This is a genomic window from Cryobacterium algoritolerans (assembly GCF_004402785.1).
GTDB lineage: Bacteria > Actinomycetota > Actinomycetes > Actinomycetales > Microbacteriaceae > Cryobacterium > Cryobacterium algoritolerans.
This window is the reverse complement of the sequence record NZ_SOFP01000084.1, coordinates 1-22,521: the sequence shown is the minus strand read 5'-3', so window position 1 is coordinate 22,521 and position 22,521 is coordinate 1. Positions and strand designations below refer to the sequence as shown.

Genomic DNA, 22,521 nt, shown 5'->3' with positions numbered 1-22,521 from the left:
GGGCGCGGGCTGCGGAAGGGGGCGCGGGCTCCGGGCGGGACTGGTCGCGATGGGCTCGCGCTCCGGGCGGGGCCGGTCGCGATGGGCTCGCGCTCGGGCGGGGCCGGCCCGGGACTCAGGCGGAGGGAGCGTCGACGGCGCCGCCGTAGCGGCGGTTCCGGTTCGCGTAGAGCTCGATCGCCCGCCACAGGTCAACCCGGCCGAAGTCAGGCCACAGGGTGTCAAGGAAGACCATCTCCGCGTAGGCGCTCTGCCACAGCAGGAAGTTGCTTGTGCGTTGCTCCCCCGAACTGCGCACGAACAGGTCGACGTCGGGAAGGTCCGCGGTATACAGGTGGCGTTGAATGGACTTCTCGGTGATACCGGACGGCTTCAACCGACCGGCGGCGACGTCCTCGGCCAGCGCACGCACGGCATCCGCGATTTCGGTGCGCCCGCCGTAGTTCACGCACATGGTCAGGGTGAGCACGTCGTTGCCGGCGGTCAGGCGTTCGGCGAACTGCAGTTCGTTGATGACGGATGCCCAGAGCCTGGGCTTGCGCCCGGCCCACCGCACGCGCACTCCCCATTCGTTGAGCTGGTCACGCCTGCGGTGCAGCACGTCCCGGTTGAACCCCATCAGGAAGCGCACTTCGTCGGGCGAGCGCTTCCAGTTCTCGGTGGAGAACGCGTAGACACTCAGGTGCTTGACACCGATCTGGATGGCACCGGCGACGACGTCGAGCAGCGCCGCCTCCCCAGCCTTGTGGCCCTCGACCCGAGGCAGCCCCCTGGCGTTCGCCCACCTGCCGTTGCCGTCCATCACCACGGCGACATGCTCGGGGACGACCTTCAACGGTAGATTCGGCGGGTAGAGCCCGGTCCAGTCCAGGGGTTTGAACGGCATCGCGTCCTTATGGGTGAACGGTTTGGGCGCGAAAGGATTCGGGGTCATCGACTGACATGCTCCAACGATCGGAGGCCGCGGCCGAGGTGCCACTGCGTGTACGCGGCGACGACCCCGGTGGCCTGGGCTCTGGTCTTCTCTGCGGTTGACTCGGCATGGTCCCAGTCACCGGTGAGCAGGGAGCTGAGCAGGGCGATCGTCTGGACGTCGAGCCTCGGCGAGCCGGGGGCGGCGCAGTCGTCGCAGACGAGCCCGCCGACCTGCACGACGATCGCCGAGTGAGCCCCCCGGGCGCCGCACCGGGCACAGTCCTGGAAGCTGGGTGCCCAACCCGCCATCGACAGGGCGCGCAGCAGGTAGGAATCGAGGGTGAGGCCGGCCCCGTGCTCCTGACGGGCCAGCGATCTCAGGGCGCCGACCAGGAGGAGATACTGCTGCAACGAACCCTCTGCTTCGGTCAGCTTGTCGGCGGTTTCGACCATGGCGCTGGCCGCCGTGTAGCTGGGGTAGTCGGCGGTGATCTGCGCGCCATAGGACCCGATCGACTCGGCCTGGGTGATGATGTCGAGGCTGCGGCCCTCGTAGAGCTGCACGTCGGCGACCATGAACGGCTCGAGCCGGGCCCCGAACTTCGAGGCGGTGCGCCGCACTCCCTTGGCCACGGCGCGCACCTTGCCGTGCTTCCTCGTGAGCATGGTGACGATGCGGTCGGCTTCACCCAGCTTGTGGGTGCGCAGCACGACGGCATCATCACGGTAGACAGGCACACCTCGATTCTCCCACCTGCGGCGACGGATGTCGGCGTGCGCGCCGCAGCGTGCGTTTCAGTGGTTTCATTGAGTGTGCCCACAACCACCTTCACGATCCCGCTGTGGCTCGACCTCACGGCCGTCGCGATCGGCGCGATCCAGGGCGCCATGTTCGCGGGGCGCTTCACCGACCGCCGCTTCGACCTGCTCGGGATCGCGTTCATCGGCATCACCGTCGGGCTCGGTGGTGGACTGCTCCGCGACATCATGCTCGACGGCGTGCCGGCCGCCTTGCAGAGCAACTGGTACCTGCCCGTGTCGGCCGGGGCCGCGCTGCTCGGCATGCTCCTCCAGAGCCTGTTCAACCGGCTCGGTCCACTCATCATCACCCTCGACGCCGTCACGATCGGTCTGTTCGGTGCCTTGGGCACCAGCAAGGCGCTTGCCCAGGGGTTGCCGGAGATCCCCGCCCTGTTCGTGGGAGTGATCACGGCCGTCGGCGGGTCGGCGCTCCGGGACATGATGCTCAACGTGCCGATCGCGGTGATGCACGTCGGATCGTTCTACGCCGTCGCCGCCGGGGTCGGCAGTGGACTGCTCGTGGTGCTTTTCGTGCTCCACGTGCCGATCACCATCGCCGGGATCAGCTGCGTTGTGGTGACGACCGTCATCCGCGTGCTCGCGGCCCGCTTTGGCTGGAGCCTCCCGCAACAGCGGGCTATCGGCAGCTGGCCGCGCTGGCGGCGGAACGAGAACGTCGTCGCATTCCGCCGACGCCGCAACCGCGGGGCCTGACCACCAGAAACCTGTGAAATCCCCCACAGCAGGACGAATTCACTCTCGCCTTTCCTGCCGCGCGGGGTGACACTAGTGAGAAGAATTCACCCTGCTTGGAGGATGCGCATGAATCTACTGAAAGGAAACACCCCCGGCCCGATGCCGGTGCCAGACCTGATGCCCGTACTTTCCAGAGGAAAGCACAGAAACCCTCGGTCGGGCGCATGTTTCATGGAGTTCGCCTCCTACCTCGCCGGCGAATCCTGGAGCGACCACCCCACCTGCACGCACCCGCTGCTTGCCTCGATGGCCAGGATGGTGAACGACTGCACCTCCGACACCGCACGGTGGCGCCTGGTTCCACTCATCCCATCGGTGATCGGACTGCACGGCGACGATCACCGGGTGCGCTTGCTGATCGCCGTCCGCGCCGCGACGTCGGCGCTGTCCGTGACCAGTGCCGAACACCAGCACGCCCTCGCTGTCGGGATTCTGAACTGCGAACGCCACCTGGCCGGTGACTCCGGCGAGTTGCCCGCGGGGCTTGCCCTGCGGATCCGCGCCGCCTTCGACGAAGCACCCGCCGCCGAACGCTGGGCCCGGGAGTTCATCGCCTCGATGGGGTCCTGGTCGCGCTCGAAGTTCACCGACCGCACGGCTGAGACCATCATTCGAGTCTCCGTTCAGGGCATCGCCGAGGCGTGCACGCCCAACCCCGACGACCGGTTGTACGACCTGCTCACCGGGGCGATCGATGACTGCGTCGACGTCCTCCGCCCGAGGCCGGAGTCGACGAGGGCGCCGGAACAGCCGGCCCGGACTGTGGAGACGCAGCCCCACCTCCGGCGGCCGGTCAACGCCCGCAGCTGATCTGCTCGGTATCGTCCGGCCAGGATGATGGCCGGGCCGTTAAGGACGGATCCGCGGGAAGTCGCCAACGAGGGGCGGCTTCCCGCGGATTCTGTGGGGGGTCACGATTGGTCACGACGTGAGCTGACGGTTCCCGGTTGAGCTCTGTCGCGATTCAGACGGATGCGTCGGCGAGGCTACGCTTGGCTGCCTCGGCACGGATGCCGCGGTTGACCGCTGAGACCACTGACTTCAGCGAGGCGGTCGAGATGTCGGCATCGATGCCGACGCCCCAGAATCGCTTGCCGTTCACGTCGAGTTCGACGTAGGCCGCCGCGAGGGCATCCCCGCCGGCCGACATGGCATGCTCGACGTAGTCGTACAGGGTGATCGCGATGCCGCGCTCGGCCATCACACCGAGGAAGGCTGCGACCGGGCCGTTGCCGGAGCCGACGGCGCTGGTCACCGTGATGTCGTCGCGCAGGTCGACCGAGAGTGCGACCGTGCCGGACAGGTCGCTCGACGTGCGGGTGGCGTGCAGTTCGAAGCGTCCCCACTTGGCGTCCGGCGTCGTTTGGCTCGCCGGCAGGTACTCGTCGTTGAAGATTTCCCAGATCTGCTCGCTGGTGACCTCGCCGCCCTCGGCGTCCGTCTTGGCCTGCACGACCCCGGAGAACTCGATCTGCAGCTTGCGCGGCAGGTCGAGCGCGTGGTCGGTCTTGAGCAGATAGGCGACGCCGCCCTTGCCGGACTGCGAGTTGACCCGGATCACGGCTTCGTAGCTGCGGCCGAGGTCTTTCGGGTCGATCGGCAGGTAGGGAATCGCCCAGGGCAAGTCGTCGACCGAACATCCCCGCGCCGACGCATCCGCCGCCATGGACTCAAAACCCTTCTTGATGGCGTCCTGGTGCGATCCGCTGAACGCGGTGAAAACCAGGTCGCCCGCCCACGGGCTGCGTTCGGGAACCGGCAGCTGGTTGCAGTACTCGGCGGTGCGCTTGATCTCGTCGATGTTGCTGAAGTCGATCTGCGGGTCGATGCCTTGCGTGAACAGGTTCACCCCGAGGGCAACCAGGTCCACGTTGCCGGTGCGCTCTCCGTTGCCGAAGAGGCAGCCTTCGATGCGGTCGGCCCCGGCCAGGTAGCCGAGTTCGGCGGCCGCGATGGCCGTTCCCCGGTCGTTGTGCGGGTGCAGGGAGATGAGCACGTTCTCGCGGTGGGCGAGGTGACGGCCCATCCACTCGATCGAGTCGGCGTACACGTTGGGAGTGGTCATTTCGACCGTGGCCGGCAGATTGATGATGACCTTGCGCTCCGGCGTCGGCTCGAGGATCTCGATCACCTGGTTGCACACGTCGACGGCGAACTCGAGTTCGGTGCCGGTGTAGCTCTCCGGGGAATACTCGTAGTAGACAGTCGTGCCGGGAACGGTCTTCTCCATCTCGCGGCAGGTGCGCGCCCCGAACAGGGCGATGTCGATGATGCCCTGCTTGTCTTCGCGGAAGACCACCTCGCGCTGCAGCACGCTGGTGGAGTTGTACAGGTGCACGATCGCCTGCTTCGCGCCGGCAATCGACTCATACGTGCGGCGGATCAAGTGTTCGCGGGCCTGGGTGAGCACCTGGATGGTCACGTCGTCGGGGATGGCGTCCTGTTCGATCAGGCTGCGCACGAAGTCGAAGTCGGTCTGGCTTGCCGACGGAAAGCCGACCTCGATCTCCTTGTAGCCCATCCGCACGAGCATGTCGAACATGATGCGCTTGCGCTCGGGGCTCATCGGGTCGATCAAGGCCTGGTTGCCGTCGCGCAGGTCGACGGCGCACCAGCGCGGAGCCTGGCTGATGTGCTTCGTCGGCCAGGTGCGGTCGGGTAGGTCAACCCGGAACTGCTCGTGGTACGGGCGGTACTTGTGGATCGGCATCGCCGACGCGGTCTGGTTGTTTTTCATGATCCTTCATCTCCTCGCGAATGGTGGTCAGCCAACGACAAACACCGCGACGAGCGAGGCCTCAGTAGGACTCGTCGCGGCAGCTAAGGAGGAGCGCACCGACAAACACATTTTCAACTTAGCATCATTACACCTCAGTTTCGATTAGGTTTCGACAACGGATGCCCGGCTGCCGGAACGCTAGCCGCAATGCCGTTCAGTTAGGACGAACTTCGCTATCCACGCGTCCGTGATTGTCGTGGATTCTCGGGTGTTGATCTACGGCGAATCGGACTAACTGAACGGTATTGACGCTAGCCGAGGCCGCGGGCGAAGGCCAGCGCCTCACGCATCGACAACGTCGGCAGATAGGCGCGGGCGAGCGCGATCCCGATGGCCGGGAGCGCCACCGGGTCGGGGTAGGCCATGAACAGCGGCTGGAATTCGGGCTGGAATTTGCGCTTGAAGGCCAGCAGTGATCGGAAGCCGTAGACGGGTTCGAGGCTGCGGCCGAGGAAGTCCAGCATCCGGGCCGCCAGGCTGCCGGCGCGCTCCTGGCCTGCCCCCGCGCCGGGCTGGGCCCCGGTCTGGGCGAGTGGAGCAGCCGACAGGCTGAGGAACTCGATCTCGGGTTGCTCGCTCATCATCTGCATCGTGCGGGCGATCAGGAACTCCATCACACCGTTCATGCTGTCGGGCCGGCGGCGCATGAAGTCCAGGGTCCAGCCGACGACGATGCCGTCCCGGTAGCTGGGCATCCAGCTGGTCACGGCGTGCACGCGCTCGTCCGCGTCGACGGCGAGCATGAGCCGCACGGCCGGGTCATGCAGTTCGTCGAGGCCGCCGAGGGTGAATCCGAGTTCCGGGAGTTCCTTCTCCTGCACCCACAGTTCGGAGATCTCGGTGATCTGCAGGGAATGGAACACGCCGAGGGCCTTGTGGTCGGTCCAGACCGCTCGCACGCCGGCCCGGTCGGCACGGTTGATCGACGAGCGGATGTCCTGCCATTTCTTCCCCGTCGGGTCCCAGCTGCGGGGGCGCAACACTGTCTCCTCACCGATGCCCATCGATTGCCAGCCCATCCGGCTGAACGTTGCCTGCCAGCTGCCGTGGAGGCTGTAGAAGACCGGGATCCAGCCGTGGTCGTCGCACATGGTGGCGAAGTCGGAGATCGCCTGCGCCCCATGCTCCGCCCTGCCGATCGGCTCTGTCGTGGTGATGGCGACACCATTGACCACCCGATAGGCGATGGCGACGTCGCCGGCCCGGTTGAACCAGATCGAGTTGCCCTCCCAGGTCGCCATGAACGCCAGGGAGCCTCCTCCCCCGCGGGTGTGGATCTCCCGCAACCTGGCCTGGTCGTCCCGGCCCACGCCTGCCGTGCCGCTGCGCAGGCTGAGGATGGCGCCGACAATGACGATGATCCAGAATACGGGGCCCACCCACTGGTACAGGGCGGCCGAGATCCAGTCGGTCGGCAGGAACGACAGCCGCTCCAGCCGGAGGAAACCGACCGGGATGAAGCGCTCCGGGACATCCGTGACCAGGTCGATCAGGGTGACCCTGGGCCGGAAGCTGTCGCGGAGCAGCCAACCCGCGCCGACGTAGAGAGATGCCAGCCCGAGGAAGCTGAGCACCACCGTCAGGGCGAACCGGCGGCGCCGCCCCGGCCGGCCCCGCACCGGGAACCGGCGGAGGTTGGCGGCCAGCACGATCGCCGTGGCCAGGGGAACGAGCACCGACACCACCAACACCAGGGCGATCTCCCAGTAGTGCGCTGAGTGCCAGCGCCAGACGTACGGCTGGCCGGAGACAGGTAGCAGGCCGTAGTACCAAGCCCCGAGCACCGCCATCCCGGCGTTGACGACGATCGCGAGCCAGGCAGCGAAGCGACGGCCGCGCGCCAGCCCGAATGCGGCGACGAGGAGGGTGAGCAGGGGGAGCAGGCTGACCAGCACCGGGCCGGGGCCGCCGATGCGTTCCAGGGTGAGCTCATGCACGCACTGCCTCGTGATGTTGCCGAGCAGACACCGATCGACGACGTCGGTGGCGGCAGGCACGTCCTGGGTGAGCAGGAGGCCGAGCGGGGCGAGCAGGCCGAACCGGGCACCGGAGAAAATCGTGATCAGCGGGCCGACCGCGAGCACACCGGCGACCGCGGCAAGCAGGGTGCGGGTCTCGTGGTGCGAGCTGCGCCGCCAGGTGAAGTCGATCCGGCTGGGCCGGAACAGCGCTCCGATGCCGAGGCCGACGAGGGCGGCGATCAACCGGTAGACGTCGGACGGTTGGCCGGAATAGAGCAGGAGGACCATCGCTGCGGAGATCGTGAATACCCGGATGCGTCGTCGCCAGAGGGGGCCGGCGTAACAGCTTGCGGCCATGATGGTGCCGAAGATCGGCGTGAACGGGTCGAGCGCGAAGAGCTCGCTCACCCCACGGGACCAGAGTTCCCCGCCGGCGACGCCGATATCCTGGAGCAGGATGCCGCCGGCGGCGCCGAGCACCGCCGAGCTGGCGAAGACGATGATGGTGCGGCCACTACCCATCAGGCGTTCGGCGTAGCCGAGCAGGATGACCGCGCCGGCAAGGGCAAGCAGCAGCTCGGCGCCGTTGTCGACAAGGAAGACGGACGTGAGCGGTGTCCACCAGTGCCCCTGCTCGACGACGGACTCGTAACCGGTTCCAAGCAGCAGCCGTACCGGCCTGGTGGAGCCATGGAGTGGGCCGGTGGCGAGGGCCAGCACGAGGAGGACGAGCGCGTAGGCGAGGGCGAACGGTTGCCGTGCCGCCTGGTGCCGTGCGACCCGGCGCAGTGCAGCCCAGCGCGGTGTCGTCCACTTCCACCGCGGTGCAGTCTCACGCCGTTGCTCCGTCACGGGGTCGCCGTCAATCCGGTGCGTGCGGCGACCAGCGGCAACGCTCGGGTGAGGGCGTAGACCACCGTGTGCCAATCGTGGGCCGTGCCGGGGGAAACGAGGAGGTCGGTGGTCGCCCCGGCCCGAACCGCCGCCGCTTTGAGCGTGTTCGTCCAGGCAATGTACCTGGTGTCGTCACCGCCGACCGCGAAGATGATGTGGAGTGCCCGGTACGGCGCGTGCGCGGCCAGGATGGCGCGCGGTGCGGCGGCGGCGTAGGCAGTCGCGCTGCCCGCGAACCCCGCCCGCACGGTCTGCTCCGGGCTGCCCGCCTTCGGCGCCAGTTCCCCGGAGATGTCGAGGATCGTGCCATAGAGCTCCGGATGGTCGGCGCCGAGCTGGATCGAGCAGGTACCACCTTGGGAGAAGCCGGCGATGGCCCAGCCCTCCGGCGCATCCGTAACCCGGTAGTGGGCGTGGATCCAGGCCGGCACGTCCACGCTCAGATACGTCGCCGAGTTGCCGAGCTTCGAATCCACGCACATTGGATTCCGGTCGGAGGCACCGAGTTGGTCGGGAACGACCACGATCGGTGTCAGGCCCTGGTGCGCGGCCGCCCAGGCATCGAGGATGCCGGCCAGCCGGCCCGCCGTGAACAGGTCGGACGGGCTGCCCGGCTGGCCGGAGAGCATCTCGATGACCGGCAGTGCCGGGGGGTTCGCGCCCCGGGCCGCCGCCGGGAGGTAGACCATGGCGGCCCTGGCGGCGAAACCCGACACGGTCGCCGGGATCGTGACGGTGCCGACGGTTCCCCTGCTGTCGGCGGTGGGCGTGACCGGGGCGGCGAGGGCATCCGAGAGCGTCCCGTAGAGCGGGATGCCAAGGGCGGCCCGCACGGTGTTGAACTGGCCGAACTCGGCGTTGATCCCGGTGGCCGCCGTGAGCACGCAGAGCGGAATCGCGACGATGGCAAGCACCCGGCGTCGCGGCCGGGCAGCTACCAGGTTGGAGATGGCGAGCACGAGGGCACCGAACAGGCCCGCCGTCCACAGCCGGGTGGGCGTGGACATAGAGACGCCGAAAACGTCCCAGATATCGCTCAACAGCCAGACGAGGACCCAGCCGGAGAGGGCGCCGCCCAGCACGAGGATCAGGGTCAGGGCCGCCGCCCGCAGGCCCTGCCGCCGGAGCAGGAGACCGGCGACGGCCAGGCCGGTCAGGGTGTACAGCCCGATCAGGAAGGGACCTCCGACGAGACTGGTGTCCAGCAGCGCATTCATTCGATTCCTCCGTGCCCACTCTCACACCGGTACGGCCCCTGCGCACGCGAAAACAGCGGTTCTGAACGAGGCCTCAGACTTGCCATCGCAAGGCCACAGCAGACTCACTGCTGGTGCACAGTTCCCCAGGCCCCCAGGCCTCGGCGTCCCGCTAGAAGCCGAGGCGCCCGAGCTGCTTCGGGTCGCGCTGCCATTCTTTGGCGACCTTCACCCGGAGCGAGAGGAAGACCCGTTTGCCCACGAGCGGTTCGATCTGTTTGCGGGCGCGCATTCCGACGTCCTTCAGCCGGCTGCCCGACTTGCCGATGATGATGCCCTTCTGGCTGTCGCGTTCGACGAAGAGGTTTGCGTAGATCTCGACCAGTTCCTGGTCGTCGCGCTCGATGATGTCGTCGATGGTCACGGCGATCGAGTGCGGGAGTTCGTCGGTGACGCCCTCGAGCGCGGCCTCGCGGATGAATTCCGAGATACGCGACTCCAGGCTCTCGTCGGTGACGGCGTCGGCCGGGTACAGCGGGGCATCCGAGTGCGGCAGCAACCGCAGCAGTTCCGCGGTGAGGATGTCGAGCTGGATGCGGCTGGTCGCCGAGATCGGCACGATCGCCTCCCAGTCCCTCAGCTCGGAGACGGCGAGCAGTTGGTTGGCGACGCTGGTCTTCGAGGAGGCGTCGATCTTGGTCACGATGGCGACCTTGCGTGCCCGGGGGAAGTTGTCGAGCTGCTCGTTGATGAACCGGTCTCCCGGGCCGATCGGCTCGTTCGCGGGGATGCACAGGCCGACCACGTCGACGCCGGCCAGGGTCGACTGGACCAGGCTGTTCAAGCGCTCGCCGAGCAGGGTGCGCGGCTTGTGGATGCCGGGCGTGTCGACCAGGATCAGTTGTCCATTCTCCTGGTGCACGATGCCACGGATCGCACGGCGCGTCGTCTGCGGCTTCGACGAGGTGATCGCGACCTTCTCCCCCACCAGCGCGTTGGTCAGGGTGGACTTGCCCACATTCGGGCGCCCCACGAAGGACACGAATCCCGCCCGGAATTCATTTTCTGTCGTCATGGCCGTTCTCTCCCTCGTCGTCCGACACTCCGAGGAATGCGGTCTGCGCGTCAATCAGCGCTTCGTCTCGTTCAACCAGCACAGTGCTGATTCGCTTGCGGCGACCCTCGGTGCGTTCCGCCGTGAGGACCAGCCCGCTGGTGCGGGCTACCGAACCGGCCACCGGCAGTCGGCCGAGTGCTTTGGCCAGGAGCCCGCCGACCGAATCGACCTCGTCGTCGTCCAGCTCCAGGTCAAACAATTCGCCGAGTTCGTCGACCGGCAGCCGGGCGCTCACCCGGAATCGTCCATGGCCGAGGTCCTCGACCAGGGCAACGTCCCTGTCGTATTCGTCCGAGATGTCCCCGACAAGTTCCTCGATCAGGTCCTCGAGCGTTACCAGCCCGGCGATTCCACCATACTCGTCGACCACCATCGCGAGGTGGTTCGACTCGAGCTGCATCTGACGCAGCAGGTCGTCCGCCTTCTTGGACTCCGGCACGAACACGGCCGGGCGTTCGAGCTCGGCGACGGTGAGGGTCTCCACGTTCGGTGGCCGCTCGTAAACCAGCCGGGCGACGTCGCGCAGGTAGAGGATGCCGGTGACGTCGTCGACCTCACCGTCGATGACCGGCACCCGGGAGAAGCCGCGGCTCAGGAACAGGCCCATCGCGGCACCGATCGACGCGTCAGCGTCGATGGTGACCATGTCGGTACGCGGGATCATCACCTCACGCACGACCGTCTGGTTGAACTCGAAGATGGAGTGGATGAGCTCCCGGTCATCCTCCTCCAGCACGTCCAGTTCGGTTGCCTCGTCGACCATGCTGAGCAGCTGGTCCTCCGAGGTGAACGTGGCGAGCCGGGTTCGGCCGGGAGTGACCCGGTTACCGAGCGCGACGAGGGCGTTCGCGATCGGGCCGAGGAGCACCCGGAGGAAGTGCACCAGTGTCGCGGTGCCAGCCAACAACTGCTTGGGGTGGGCACGTCCGACGCTGCGCGGACTCGCGCCGACCAATACGAACGAGACGGCGGTCATCAGCGCGGCCGACAGCACCAGGGCCAGCCAGAGCTGGTCGATCGTGGTGGCGAAGACGAGGGTGACGAGCACCGCCGACGTGGTCTCTGCGATGATCCGCATGAAGCTGATCGCATTCAGGTGCGCCCCGGTGTCGGCGGCGATGGCCGCCAGGGACCGTTTGGCCCGGGAGGTTTCGGCCAGGTCGGCGATGTCCGCGCGGGACTGCGAGGTGATGGCGGAGTCCACGGCGGCCATCAGGCCGCCGAAGGCCACCAGGAAGATGGCCGCGGTGAGAAACCACCCGATGATCATCGGTTGCGGAGACGTTCCTGCAGGGCGAAACCGATCAGGATGTCACGCTGAATACCGAACATTTCCTTTTCCTCGGCCGGCTCGGCGTGGTCGAACCCGAGCAGGTGCAGCACTCCGTGCGTGGTGAGGAGCAGGAGTTCTTCGAGGGTGCTGTGCCCCGCCGTCTCGGCCTGGGCCTGGGCCACCTGCGGGCAGAGAACGATGTCGCCGAGCAGGCCGGGCGGGGTCTCCTCGTCTTCGGTGCCCGGGCGGAGTTCGTCCATCGGGAAGCTGAGCACGTCGGTGGGACCTGGCTCGTCCATCCACTGCACGTGCAGTTGCTCCATGGCGCCCTCGTCGACGAGCACGATCGCGAGCTCGGCATCCGGGTGCACGTGCATCGAGTCGAGGGCGTGGGCGGCCAGGCGGAGGATGGTTGCCTCGTCGACCGGGATGGTGGATTCGTTGTTGATCTCGATGCTCAAGAGGGGCTCCGTTTCGGAAGGCGGTCGCGTGGGGTGCCGGAGCGGGGTCCGCGCTTGGCGAATTCGTGGGCCTGTTCGCTCTCGTAGCGTTGCGCCTGTTTCTGGGCGTCGTACTCGGTCCAGGCGTCGACGATCCGGCCGACGAGGGAGTGGCGCACGACGTCAGCGCTGGTCAGGCGGACGAAACGGATGTCGTCGACCTGGTCGAGCACACGGGTGACGAGCCGGAGCCCGCTCGAGCCAACGGGCAGGTCGATCTGGGTGATGTCGCCGGTGATGACCATCTTGGAGCCGAACCCGAGGCGGGTCAGGAACATCTTCATCTGTTCGGCCGTGGTGTTCTGTGCCTCGTCGAGCACGACGAACGACGAGTTGAGAGTGCGGCCACGCATGTAAGCGAGGGGCGCGACCTCGATCGTCCCGGAGGCGAGGAGCTTCGGCACCAGTTCCGGATCCATCATCTCGTTCAGGGCGTCGTAGAGCGGCCGGAGGTACGGGTCGATCTTCTCGGTCAGGCTGCCGGGAAGGAAGCCGAGGCGTTCACCCGCCTCGACGGCCGGCCTGGTGAGGATGATCCGGTCGACCTCCTTTCGCTGCAGCGCCTGCACGGCCTTGGCCATCGCCAGGTAGGTCTTGCCCGTCCCGGCCGGGCCAATGCCGAACACGATCGTCGACGTGTCGATGGCGTCGACGTAGTCCTTCTGACCGAGCGTCTTCGCACGGATGCTCTTGCCCCGGGAGGAAAGAATGGCCGGGCCGAGACGTTCGGACGGGCTGGTCGAACTGTCCACGCCGAGCATCCGCGACGACGAGGTCACCTCGGCCTCGGCGAGGTCGCGCCCGCCGCGGATCATCAGGAGAAGTTCGTCGACCAGCCGGCGGGCCGCCTCGACCTGGTCGGCCTGCCCCGTGAGAGTGATCTCGTTGCCGCGCACATGCACGGAAACGGCGGGGTGCTCCCGTTCGATGGTGCTGAGGAGACGGTCCTGGGCGCCGAGCAGGCGCACCATGGCGATGCCGTCGACCGACACCCGCGCCTCCACCGGGTTCTCGGCGCCGTCGCCCGCGTCAGCGGAACGCAAGGGAGCCCTCCCCGAGCGAAGCGTCACCGGCGGCTGTCCCCGGACCGGGCTGCGCGAGCAGGTGGGCGTGCACGTGGAAGACGGTTTGGCCGGCGGTCTCGCCGGTATTGAAGACCAGGCGGAACTGATCGTTCGAGCGCTCGGCCGCGATTCCGGCGGCGACTGCGACGAGCTCGGCCAATAATCCCGGGTCCCCGGCCGCGAGCTCCACCACGTTGCGGTACTGCTGGGTCCTGGTGGTGATGACCACGTGCACCGGTGCCTGCGGGGCAATGTCCTCGAAGGCGATGATCCTCTCGGTTTCGACGACGATGGTCGCCGGGATTTCGCGCGCGGCGATGCGGCTGAAGATGGACGGTTGCTGGCCGGTGGGAGTCATGGCTCTATCTTAAGCGGCGCTACCAGCGGCCGAGGGTTGCGTTCAGGATGGCGAGGGCGGCCGGCCCGGCGGTGGACGTGCGCAACACCGTCTCGCCCAGCCGCACCCGGGTCGCGCCCGCCCGCTCGAGTTGGTCCAGTTCGGCCGGCGAGATGCCGCCCTCCGGCCCCACGACGAGCAGGATGTCGCGGTCGTCGGTGGGGGCTGCGATCTCGGTGAGCCGGAGCTTCGCGGTCGGCTCGAGCAGGAGCATTCGGGTGCTTCCCGCCAGAGCGGCCAGCTGCCTGGTGCCGGTCAGCACGGCCACCTCCGGCAGCCACGCCCTGATCGATTGTTTGGAGGCCTCACGAACGATGCTGGCCCAGCGGCCGTGGCCCTTCGCAACCTTGGTGCCTTCCCAACGGGTGACCGACCGGGAGGCCGCCCACGGGATGACGCCGTCGATGCCGAGTTCAGTCGCGGCCTGCACTGCCATTTCGTCGCGGTCGCCCTTGGCCAGGGCCTGCACGAGCAGAATCCTTGGCGTGCCGGCTTCGACAACGGCGGCCTCATCGACCCGGAAAGTGAGCAGGGCCCCCTCGGCGCCCGTCACGGTGACGTCGAGCATTAAACCGGCGCCGTTACCGATCCTCAGCCGCTCGCCCGGCTTGACCCGAGTCACCGTCACCGCGTGCCTGGCCTCGGCGCCGTCGATGCTGAGCACGGCTCCCGGCACGGCCGTCTCGGCGCGCAAGGAGTCGTCGATGAAGAAATGCGCCACGGTGCTCTAGCCGCGGAACCGGTCGCGGAGCTTCGAGAACAGTCCCTGCTGCACCGCGCTCAGCGTGGGTGCCGGAGACTTGTGCCGGGCGGCGAACGCTTCGATCAGCTCCCGCTCCTTGTGGTCGAGCCGAGTCGGGGTGGCGACGTGCACGCCGATCTTGAGATCCCCGCGCCCGTTGCCGCGCAGCCGGGTCACGCCGCGGTCCTTGATGGTGATGACCTCCGCACTCTGCACGCCGGCCCGCACCTCCACCGCGATGTCCCCGTCCAGTGCCTTGACGGTGGCCGTGGTGCCGAGGATCGCATCCGTCATCGGAACCTCGAGGGTGGCGAGCAGGTCGTCGCCGTCGCGGCTGAAGACGTCGTGGTGGCGCACCTTCATCTCGAGGTACAGGTCGCCATTGGGGCCCCCGGCCGGTCCGGCCTCGCCGCTTCCGGGCATCTGCAGGCGCAGTCCGGTGTCGACGCCGGCCGGGATATCGACCGGAACGGTCCGACGGGCGCGCACGCGCCCCTGGCCCTGGCAGGTGACGCACGGAGTGGCGATGATGGTTCCATAGCCGCGGCAGGAGCCGCAGGGGCTCGACGTCATCACGTTGCCGAGCAGCGAACGCACGGCCCGCTGGATGCTTCCGGTGCCGTGACAGATGTCGCAGGTGACCGGCGAGGTGCCCGGCTGGCAGCAGGTGCCGCTGCAGCTGGCACAGAGCACCGCCGTGTCGACCTCGAGGTCCCGGTGGGTGCCGAAGATGATCTCATCGAGGTCGAGTTCGACCCGGACCAGCGCATCCTGGCCGCGGTCGCGGCGAGACTTCGGCCCGCGGCTCGTCCCGCCGCCCCCGAAGAAGGTCTCGAAGATGTCGCCGAAGTTGCCGAAGTTGCCGGCATCGAACCCGCCTCCGCCTCCTGAGCGGCCATTGCCACCGCGGTCGTAGTTGTCACGCTGTTTCGCGTCGCTGAGTACGTCGTAGGCGTGGGTGACCGATTTGAACCGCTCCGAGGCATCTGCCCCGGGGTTCACGTCGGGGTGCAGCTGCCGGGCGAGGCGCCGGTAGGCCTTCTTGATGTCATCGGTCGTGGCGTCACGGGCGACACCGAGTACTTCGTAATGGTCAGCCAAAGCTGGCTCTCCTAGGTCTGTTCGGGCGCTCCGGCGGGTGTGGCCCGGGGAACGTTTCGATTCTGTGGGGTGTGGGGTGTGGGGTGTGGGGTGTGGGGTATGGGTCTTATTCGAGCAGGCGGGACAGGTAGCGGGCGACGGCGCGCACGGCCGCCATGTTGTTCGAGTAGTCCATCCGGGTCGGGCCGAGCACGCCCAGCCGGGCGAGGTCGCCTCCCTGCGACGAATAGCCGCTCGTGAGCACGGAGGTTTCGGCCAGGCCGAACGGCGCGTTCTCCCGGCCGATGCTCACCGACACGCCGTGTTGGTCGGTGGCCATCTCGGAGAAGAGGCGCAGCAGCACAACCTGCTCCTCGATGGCCTCGAGCACCGGGTAGATGCTGCCGGTGAAGTCTTCCTCGGTCCTGACCAGGTTTGCCGCCCCGGCCATCACGAGCCGGTCCTGGCGATTGGCGCCGATCTGGTCGCGCAAGGTCTCCCTGATCAGGTCGACGGCTTCCCGCTGCGGCATGAGTCCTCGGCCGGACGTGCCGGCAAGGTCGGTCGTGACCAGCGCGGCCGCGGCCTCGGTCATGCTCAGTCCGATGACCGCCGCGTTCAGTCGGGCTCGGAGGTGGACGAGCACGGTTTCCTCGAGTGGGCGGGGCAGCTCGATCACTCGCTGTTCGACCCGGCCCGCGTCGGTGATGAGCACGGAGAGCAGGCGGGTGTCTGAAAGCGGCACGAGTTCGATGTGCCGAACCCTGGCCCGGGACAGCGACGGGTATTGCACGAGCGCGACCTGGTGCGTGAGCTGGGACAGCAGCCGGACACTGCGCGAAAGCACCTCGTCGAGGTCGGCAGACTGGCCGAGGAACGTCTCGATGGCCTGACGCTGCGCTGAAGAGAGAGGACGCAGGTCGGCGAGGTGGTCGACGAAGACCCGATAGCCCTTGTCGGTGGGGATGCGGCCGGAGGACGTGTGCGGGGCCGCGATGAGCTCCTCTTCCTCGAGGATGGCCATGTCATTGCGGATGGTGGCCGCGGAGACTCCGAAGGAGTGGCGGTCGACGATGGACTTGGACCCGACGGGCTCCCTGGACGCGACATAGTCCTGCACGATCACGCGCAGAACCTCGAGACTGCGATCTGACACCATACGAATCGCCTCCTCCTGGTCGGTCGCGAGTGCCGGTCTCGACTGGCACTCGGGGTGTTTGACTGCCAATCATACCGCCAGCCGCTGGGCGCGTCCCATTGCCTCTGAGGATTGGGCGCAGTAGTTTAGGCATGTAATTCACCTCTCCCTGTGCGCTGAAAGGCACGATCATGAGCGATTCCACCGGCCACACCCCCGAAGACCCGAACCTGGGCCAGCGACCCCCGCAAGCGCCGTACCAGCCGGCAGCCTCCGCCTCGGTGGCCGCGGCGCCGCTCTCCGACGTCGATGACCGTCAGTGGGCCTCCTTCGCTCACCTCGGCGGAATCCTCGGCTTCCTGCCGTCCCTGATCATCTGGCTCGTGTTCAAGGACCGTGGCCGGTTCACGTCGGTCGAGGCGAAGGAAGCGCTGAATTTCCAGATCACACTCCTGATCGGTTACATCGCCGTCAACATCCTCGCGACCTTCCTGGCGATGGTGACCTTCGGCATCGGCGGAGTCCTCGCAGGACTAGCGTGGGTGCTGTGGGTCGTCGGAGTGATCTTCTCGATCATGGGCTTCATGAAGGCAAAGGACGGTCAGCACTACCAGTACCCGTTCGCCCTCCGCCTGATCAAGTAGTCCAACCGACTCCCGTCGACCGTCACCGACAAGAGGAGTTCGAATGTCCGCCATGCCCCCACCCGGCAGCCCTTACCAGGCGCCGACCCCGATGAATCCGTCCGATGAGAAACTGTGGGCGACCCTGATCCACATCGGCGGGATCCTGTTCGGCTTCCTGCCGGCGCTGATCGGCTACCTCGTGCTCAAGGACCGGGGGCCGTTCATCCGTGCGCACACCGCGACGGCGCTGAACTTCCAGATCACACTTCTCATCGCTTATGTCGTCGGCTGGATTCTGACCCTGGTCCTGGTCGGCTTCCTCGTGCTGCTGGCCGCGTACATCGTCACGATCGTGTTCGGTATCATGGCGGCCCTGGCCGCCAACAAGGGCGAATACTACACGTACCCGCTCAGCATCAAGTTCGTCAGTTAGGTCGGGGCAGGCTCGACCACCGATTAGTCGGTCAACAACCGGCGCACGACCGCATCCGCGAGCAGCCGTCCTCTCCTGGTCAATTCAAGTGATCCGGACAGGGCGGCTTTCGCATCGATGAGCGCATCGGCGATGAGCCCGGCGACCTCATGCCGGCCCTGCACGGTGAGCGACGCGATCGGGATTCCCTCTCGGATGCGGGTGAGCAGCAGCACGCGCTCGACCTCCCGGGTGGCGGCGTCGAGGGTTTCCCGGCCCGCCGCCGGGGAATCCCCGGCGAGAATCCGGTCGGCGTAGGCCGAGGGATGCTTGACGTTCCACCAGCGCACGCCGCCGACGTGGCTGTGCGCGCCCGGTCCGACTCCCCACCAGTCCTGGCTGCGCCAGTAGGCGAGGTTGTGCCGGGAACGGTGGGCGTCATCCGCGGCCCAGTTACTGACCTCATACCAGCCGTAGCCGGCCTCGGCGAGCAGCTCGTCGGCGAGTTCGTAGAACTCGGCCTGCTGGTCTTCGTCGATCGGAACGAGCTCGCCGCGCTTGATCTGCCTGGCGAGTTTGGTGCCCCCCTCGACGATCAGTGAGTAGGCACTGATGTGGGTCGGTGCCAGGCCGATGGCCTGCTCGAGGCTGGCCCGCCAGTCGGCGAGCGATTCCCCCGGCGTGCCGTAGATGAGGTCGAGGCTCACGTCGAGGCCGGCGTCGCGGGCCCAGTGAACGACGAGCGGCACCTTCTCCGGGTCGTGCGTGCGCTCAAGGGTGGCCAGCACGCGTGGCACGGCCGACTGCATGCCGAACGATACCCGGGTGAAGCCGGCGGTGGCCAGCCGGGCAAGGTAGGCCGCGTCCACAGAGTCGGGGTTCGCCTCGGTGGTCACCTCTGCCCCCGCTGCGAGACCCCAGGTGCTTCGCACGGAGTCCAGCATCCGGATCAGGTGCTCGGCCGGCAGCAGGGTCGGCGTGCCGCCGCCGAAGAAGACGGTGGTCGCAGCGCGCGATGGTACCCCTGAGGCCTGGAGGATGCGTCCAGCCGCCTCGACCTCGCTGATCGCCTGACCGGCGTAGTCGTGCTGGGACGCCCCACGCAGCTCGGTTGCCGTGTAGGTGTTGAAGTCGCAGTAGCCGCAGCGCACCCGGCAGAACGGCACGTGCAGGTAGACGCCGAAGTCGCGGTCGGCTGCGCCAACCGCCGCCGAGGCAGGCAGCAGGCCGTCGCGGGGTGCCGGGTCGCCGAGGGGAAGGGCGCTGCCCATCGGGTTAGGCCGCACCGATCGGGTGCAGAGCGCGCAGGTAGCGCTTCGTGAACTTCGTCTGCTGCCTCCGCACGATGGGCCAGCCCAGCCGGTAGAGCCAGGTGCTCGGCCGGGAGAAGGCGCGAACGGTCAGCCAGACCGAGTCATCGTCCCGCTTGTCGACGATGAAGGATTCCTCGCCGCTGGCGGGGTGACCGACCATGGTGCCGTAGGCGAAGCCGACCCGGTCGGGCTCGGCGATCACGTAGACGACCCGCACCGGGGCGTCGATGGTGAACGGCCCGGCCGCGACGGACAGGTGCGCTGACATGCCGTTGACGATGTACGGGGTACCGTCATCACCGAAGGTGGCCTCGTTCACCGGGCTCTTCTGATCCCGGGCGGCCTGGCCGTCGGCGTTGAAGACGAGGCCGGTGTACTGCTCACCCGTGCTACTGAGCAGGTCGGTGACGGTCATCCCACTCCCCCGCTGCACACCCCAGGTCATCAGTGATTTGGAGGCGAGCTGGAAGCGTTCCTCGCCGCTGCCGAGACGCACCGTGCGCTCGATCGGCCGGTAGCCCTTCGGCGGGTAGCGGAGCAGGTCGGGGGCGAGGGTGCCGCCGATGGCCGCGTAACTCACGGCGGTGTCGGTGAATGTGGCGCGTCGCATCCGGTTACTTCTTCTCTTTCTTGGGCGGCTCGTCGCCGGAGAGGGCGGCGATGAACGCCTCTTGGGGAACCTCGACCCGGCCGACCATCTTCATGCGTTTCTTGCCCTCTTTCTGCTTCTCGAGCAGCTTGCGCTTGCGGGAGATGTCGCCGCCGTAACACTTGGCGAGCACGTCCTTGCGGATGGCGCTGATGGACTCGCGGGCGATGATCCGGGCGCCGATCGCGGCCTGGATCGGCACGTCGAACTGCTGGCGCGGGATCAGCTTGCGCAGCCGGCCGGTCATCAGCACGCCGTAGTCGTAGGCCTTGTCGCGGTGAACGATCGCGCTGAACGCGTCGACCTGTTCGCCCTGGAGCAGAATGTCGACCTTGACCAGGTCCGCCTCCTGCGAGCCGATCGGCTCGTAGTCGAGCGACCCGTAACCGGCGGTGCGGCTCTTGAGGTTGTCGAAGAAGTCGAAGACGATCTCGCCGAGCGGCATCGTGTAGCGGATCTCGACCCGGTCCTCGCCGAGGTAGTCCATGCCGAGCAGGGTGCCGCGGCGGCTCTGGCAGAGTTCCATGATCACGCCGACGTAGTCCTTGGGGGCGAGGATCGCGGCCTTGACGATCGGCTCCTCGACCTTGGCGATCTTGCCGTTCGGGAACTCGCTCGGGTTGGTGACAGTGACGGTCTTCTTGTCGTCGGTGGTGACCTCGTAGATCACGCTGGGCGCAGTGGTGATCAGGTCCAGCCCGAATTCCCGGTCGAGGCGTTCGGTGATGATCTCCAGGTGCAGCAGGCCGAGGAAGCCACAGCGGAAACCGAAGCCCAGGGCGACGGATGTCTCCGGCTCGTAGACGAGGGAGGCATCCGACAGCTTGAGCTTGTCCAGCGCCTCGCGCAGGGCCGGGTAGTCGCTGCCGTCGATCGGGTACAGGCCGGAGAACACCATCGGCTTGGGCTCCGTGTAGCCGGGCAGGGCCACCGTGGCCGGACGGAGGGCGGTCGTGACCGTGTCGCCGACTTTGGACTGGCGCACGTCCTTCACGCCGGTGATCAGGTAGCCGACCTCGCCGACGCCGAGTCCCTTGCTCACCGTGGGTTCCGGACTCGTCACGCCGATCTCGAGGATCTCGTGGGTTGCCCTGGTGGACATCATCTGGATCTTCTCGCGCGGGTTCAGCTTGCCGTCGATCATGCGCACGTAGGTCACGACGCCGCGGTAGCTGTCGTAGACCGAGTCGAAGATCATTGCGCGGGCGGGGGCGGCCGGGTCGCCGACCGGAGCCGGGATCAGCCGGGTGGCGCGGTCGAGGAGTTCGGCGACGCCGGCGCCGGTCTTGCCGGAGACGCGCAGCACGTCGTCGGGGCTGCCGCCGATCAAGCTGGCCAGCTCCTTCGCGTACTTATCGGGGTCGGCCGCCGGGAGGTCGATCTTGTTGAGCACGGGGATGATCGTGAGGTCGTTCTCGAGCGCCAGGTAGAGGTTCGCGAGCGTCTGGGCCTCGATGCCCTGGGCGGCGTCGACGAGCAGGATGGCACCCTCACAGGCGGCCAGGCTGCGAGAGACCTCGTAGGTGAAGTCCACGTGGCCGGGGGTGTCGATCATGTTCAGCGCATAGGTCTGCCCGTCGAGTTCCCACGGCATGCGCACGGCCTGGCTCTTGATGGTGATGCCGCGCTCGCGCTCGATATCCATCCGGTCCAGGTACTGGGCGCGCATCGCCCGGTCGTCGACGACCCCGGTGATCTGCAGCATCCGGTCGGCCAGCGTCGACTTTCCGTGGTCAATGTGGGCAATGATGCAGAAGTTACGGATGAACTCGGGAGGTGTTGCGGCCGGTTCAAGCGCAGTGAGGGGTCTCGGTGACATGGTCTTACAATTCTCCCATAGCTGGCTGGTCGCTGATTTCCCCGGTTTCCGCTGCTGCCGAGGGCCGGGAAACTCGAACTGCTCTGGCCATTGGACGGTAAGTCGCCTGGTCTGGCGGAATCGCGCTGGTCGTGGCCGGGCTGGTCGTGGCTGGGCCGGTCGTGGCCGGGCTGGTCGTGGCCGGGCTGGTCGTGCAGTATGCGCTGGAACAGCGCGTGGTCCTGCCAGACGCCAGCGATACGGAGGTGACGGGGAGCGAGACCGATCCGCTCGAAGCCCGCTCGCTTCAGCACCCTCTGGGACGGTTCGTTGTGGATCAGTGTGCCGGCTTGAAGGCTGTGGAGCCGCAGGTCATCGCGCGCGATCGCCAGGACGGCAGCAACGGCCGTGGACATGATGCCGTGTCCGGCGTGCCGTGCATCGATCCAGTAGCCAAGACTCGCGCTCTGGAAAGCGCCACGGGTGATACCTGAGAGAGTGACTCGCCCCACGACCTCTTCGCCGATTGTGAGAACGAGCGGAAGGGCCGACCCGTTCCGGTGGGACTCGAGCACCCTGGTGATGTCGTCCATGTGCCAGGCCGCCGTGAAGAATTCCTCGGTCCGGCGAGGCCCACACCGCGTCCAGTCCGTTGGATGCGCGGTCCCNAGTCCGTTGGATGCGCGGTCCCTCTGGACCTGGGAGGAGATCGCCGCGCGCGAGCTCTCCAGGGAACTGGCCGCGACGCTGCGGATCCCCGAGCGCACCGCAGTGAACCTGCTCGAGGAGAGCCTGGCCCTTACCAACGACCAGCCCGCGGCCCGGGCGGCCCTGGCGGCCCTGCCGGCCCTGGCGGCCCCGGCGGGCGGCGGATCAGTTACCGGCACGCGCAGACCGTGGTCGGCCCGGCCTGGTCGATCCCGCCCGAGGGGTCACCCCCACCGGTGTGGGCATCGGGGTGAGAGCGACCGTGCAGGTCACCGTTCCCGTGCTGACGCTCCTCGGGCACCGTGACGCTCCTCGGGCACCGTGACGCTCCGGGTTATCCCGAAGGGTACGGGCCGATCGATCCGGACACGGCCCGGGATCTGGCATCGCGGGCGCCGAGCT

General features: G+C 67.5%; 20 protein-coding genes and 1 pseudogene. 4 read left to right on the top strand and 17 right to left on the bottom strand.

The genetic code is table 11. The annotated features are described in order from the left end of the window. Positions 1–115: 115 nt before the first annotated feature. Both E3O19_RS17390 and recO read right to left on the bottom strand, forming a co-directional pair. Positions 116–934, bottom strand: a complete 819-nt coding sequence (locus E3O19_RS17390) for an isoprenyl transferase (RefSeq protein WP_134569537.1) — start codon at positions 932–934, stop codon at positions 116–118. Next, on the bottom strand, positions 931–1,653 hold the full coding sequence (gene recO / locus E3O19_RS17385) for a DNA repair protein RecO (RefSeq protein ID WP_134569536.1): 723 nt from the start codon (positions 1,651–1,653) through the stop codon (positions 931–933). Before recO ends, E3O19_RS17390 begins: the two co-directional genes overlap by 4 nt. A gap of 75 nt (positions 1,654–1,728) precedes the next feature. On the opposite strand from recO, the gene E3O19_RS17380 reads away from it, so the two are divergent. Next, positions 1,729–2,430, top strand: coding sequence for a trimeric intracellular cation channel family protein (locus E3O19_RS17380; RefSeq protein ID WP_241981471.1), 702 nt, complete (start codon positions 1,729–1,731; stop codon positions 2,428–2,430). A 213-nt stretch (positions 2,431–2,643) separates the two neighbouring features. Beyond that, positions 2,644–3,282 (top strand): hypothetical protein, encoded by a 639-nt coding sequence (locus E3O19_RS17375; RefSeq protein WP_174776961.1) that lies wholly within the window; start codon positions 2,644–2,646, stop codon positions 3,280–3,282. 154 nt (positions 3,283–3,436) lie between these two features. On the opposite strand, the gene leuA is transcribed toward E3O19_RS17375, so the two are convergent. From leuA to hrcA, 11 genes are all read right to left on the bottom strand, one after another. Beyond that, complete coding sequence (gene leuA, locus E3O19_RS17370) at positions 3,437–5,209, bottom strand: 2-isopropylmalate synthase (protein ID WP_134569535.1); 1,773 nt, start codon at positions 5,207–5,209, stop codon at positions 3,437–3,439. Between the two features lie 293 nt (positions 5,210–5,502). Then, positions 5,503–8,064: a bifunctional lysylphosphatidylglycerol flippase/synthetase MprF gene (locus tag E3O19_RS17365; RefSeq protein ID WP_241981470.1), complete on the bottom strand. Its 2,562-nt coding sequence runs from the start codon at positions 8,062–8,064 to the stop codon at positions 5,503–5,505. Beyond that, complete coding sequence (locus E3O19_RS17360; RefSeq protein ID WP_134569534.1) at positions 8,061–9,323, bottom strand: alpha/beta hydrolase; 1,263 nt, start codon at positions 9,321–9,323, stop codon at positions 8,061–8,063. Before E3O19_RS17360 ends, E3O19_RS17365 begins: the two co-directional genes overlap by 4 nt. A gap of 151 nt (positions 9,324–9,474) precedes the next feature. Continuing rightward, positions 9,475–10,377, bottom strand: a complete 903-nt coding sequence (era, locus tag E3O19_RS17355) for a GTPase Era (protein WP_134569533.1) — start codon at positions 10,375–10,377, stop codon at positions 9,475–9,477. Then, entirely contained in the window at positions 10,361–11,689 is a 1,329-nt protein-coding gene (locus E3O19_RS17350; RefSeq protein WP_134569532.1) for a hemolysin family protein, read from the bottom strand. Before E3O19_RS17350 ends, era begins: the two co-directional genes overlap by 17 nt. Beyond that, entirely contained in the window at positions 11,686–12,153 is a 468-nt protein-coding gene (gene ybeY, locus E3O19_RS17345; RefSeq protein ID WP_134569531.1) for an rRNA maturation RNase YbeY, read from the bottom strand. Before ybeY ends, E3O19_RS17350 begins: the two co-directional genes overlap by 4 nt. Next, on the bottom strand, positions 12,150–13,163 hold the full coding sequence (locus E3O19_RS17340; RefSeq protein ID WP_134569539.1) for a PhoH family protein: 1,014 nt from the start codon (positions 13,161–13,163) through the stop codon (positions 12,150–12,152). Before E3O19_RS17340 ends, ybeY begins: the two co-directional genes overlap by 4 nt. A gap of 58 nt (positions 13,164–13,221) precedes the next feature. Beyond that, positions 13,222–13,614, bottom strand: coding sequence for an HIT domain-containing protein (locus E3O19_RS17335; RefSeq protein ID WP_134569530.1), 393 nt, complete (start codon positions 13,612–13,614; stop codon positions 13,222–13,224). A 19-nt stretch (positions 13,615–13,633) separates the two neighbouring features. After that, positions 13,634–14,374, bottom strand: a complete 741-nt coding sequence (locus E3O19_RS17330) for a 16S rRNA (uracil(1498)-N(3))-methyltransferase (RefSeq protein ID WP_134569529.1) — start codon at positions 14,372–14,374, stop codon at positions 13,634–13,636. A gap of 6 nt (positions 14,375–14,380) precedes the next feature. Continuing rightward, positions 14,381–15,496, bottom strand: a complete 1,116-nt coding sequence (gene dnaJ, locus E3O19_RS17325) for a molecular chaperone DnaJ (protein ID WP_134569528.1) — start codon at positions 15,494–15,496, stop codon at positions 14,381–14,383. Positions 15,497–15,602: 106 nt separating this feature from the next. Further along, a complete protein-coding gene (gene hrcA, locus E3O19_RS17320; protein WP_134569527.1) occupies positions 15,603–16,634 on the bottom strand; it encodes a heat-inducible transcriptional repressor HrcA in 1,032 nt (343 codons plus the stop codon). A 170-nt stretch (positions 16,635–16,804) separates the two neighbouring features. On the opposite strand from hrcA, the gene E3O19_RS17315 reads away from it, so the two are divergent. Then, the gene (locus E3O19_RS17315; protein WP_134569526.1) at positions 16,805–17,257 is read left to right on the top strand and encodes a DUF4870 domain-containing protein; all 453 of its coding nucleotides are present in this window, start codon (positions 16,805–16,807) and stop codon (positions 17,255–17,257) included. A gap of 43 nt (positions 17,258–17,300) precedes the next feature. Further along, positions 17,301–17,672 (top strand): DUF4870 domain-containing protein, encoded by a 372-nt coding sequence (locus tag E3O19_RS17310; protein WP_241981469.1) that lies wholly within the window; start codon positions 17,301–17,303, stop codon positions 17,670–17,672. A 23-nt stretch (positions 17,673–17,695) separates the two neighbouring features. Here the strand turns inward: E3O19_RS17310 and hemW are convergent, their stop codons facing one another. The 4 genes and pseudogenes from hemW to E3O19_RS17290 all read right to left on the bottom strand — a co-directional run. Beyond that, the gene (hemW, locus tag E3O19_RS17305) at positions 17,696–18,922 is read right to left on the bottom strand and encodes a radical SAM family heme chaperone HemW (RefSeq protein WP_134569525.1); all 1,227 of its coding nucleotides are present in this window, start codon (positions 18,920–18,922) and stop codon (positions 17,696–17,698) included. Positions 18,923–18,926: 4 nt separating this feature from the next. Continuing rightward, positions 18,927–19,574: a DUF1990 family protein gene (locus tag E3O19_RS17300; RefSeq protein ID WP_134569524.1), complete on the bottom strand. Its 648-nt coding sequence runs from the start codon at positions 19,572–19,574 to the stop codon at positions 18,927–18,929. A 4-nt stretch (positions 19,575–19,578) separates the two neighbouring features. Continuing rightward, positions 19,579–21,432, bottom strand: coding sequence for a translation elongation factor 4 (lepA, locus tag E3O19_RS17295; protein ID WP_134569523.1), 1,854 nt, complete (start codon positions 21,430–21,432; stop codon positions 19,579–19,581). A gap of 329 nt (positions 21,433–21,761) precedes the next feature. Beyond that, positions 21,762–22,004 (bottom strand): annotated as a pseudogene (locus tag E3O19_RS17290) (GNAT family N-acetyltransferase); the annotation flags it as partial. Between the last annotated feature and the right edge of the window lie 517 nt (positions 22,005–22,521).

Bases quoted from the DNA above. Each gene is read 5' to 3' on its own strand.
- E3O19_RS17390 (WP_134569537.1), bottom strand. From the start codon at position 934: ATGACCCCGAATCCTTTCGCGCCCAAACCGTTCACCCATAAGGACGCG.
- E3O19_RS17375 (WP_174776961.1), top strand. From the start codon at position 2,644: ATGGAGTTCGCCTCCTACCTCGCCGGCGAATCCTGGAGCGACCACCCC.
- leuA (WP_134569535.1), bottom strand. From the start codon at position 5,209: ATGAAAAACAACCAGACCGCGTCGGCGATGCCGATCCACAAGTACCGC.
- E3O19_RS17360 (WP_134569534.1), bottom strand. From the start codon at position 9,323: ATGAATGCGCTGCTGGACACCAGTCTCGTCGGAGGTCCCTTCCTGATC.
- era (WP_134569533.1), bottom strand. From the start codon at position 10,377: ATGACGACAGAAAATGAATTCCGGGCGGGATTCGTGTCCTTCGTGGGG.
- E3O19_RS17350 (WP_134569532.1), bottom strand. From the start codon at position 11,689: ATGATCATCGGGTGGTTTCTCACCGCGGCCATCTTCCTGGTGGCCTTC.
- E3O19_RS17340 (WP_134569539.1), bottom strand. From the start codon at position 13,163: ATGGTGCGCCTGCTCGGCGCCCAGGACCGTCTCCTCAGCACCATCGAA.
- E3O19_RS17335 (WP_134569530.1), bottom strand. From the start codon at position 13,614: ATGACTCCCACCGGCCAGCAACCGTCCATCTTCAGCCGCATCGCCGCG.
- hrcA (WP_134569527.1), bottom strand. From the start codon at position 16,634: ATGGTGTCAGATCGCAGTCTCGAGGTTCTGCGCGTGATCGTGCAGGAC.
- E3O19_RS17315 (WP_134569526.1), top strand. From the start codon at position 16,805: ATGAGCGATTCCACCGGCCACACCCCCGAAGACCCGAACCTGGGCCAG.
- E3O19_RS17310 (WP_241981469.1), top strand. From the start codon at position 17,301: ATGTCCGCCATGCCCCCACCCGGCAGCCCTTACCAGGCGCCGACCCCG.
- hemW (WP_134569525.1), bottom strand. From the start codon at position 18,922: ATGGGCAGCGCCCTTCCCCTCGGCGACCCGGCACCCCGCGACGGCCTG.
- E3O19_RS17300 (WP_134569524.1), bottom strand. From the start codon at position 19,574: ATGCGACGCGCCACATTCACCGACACCGCCGTGAGTTACGCGGCCATC.
- lepA (WP_134569523.1), bottom strand. From the start codon at position 21,432: ATGTCACCGAGACCCCTCACTGCGCTTGAACCGGCCGCAACACCTCCC.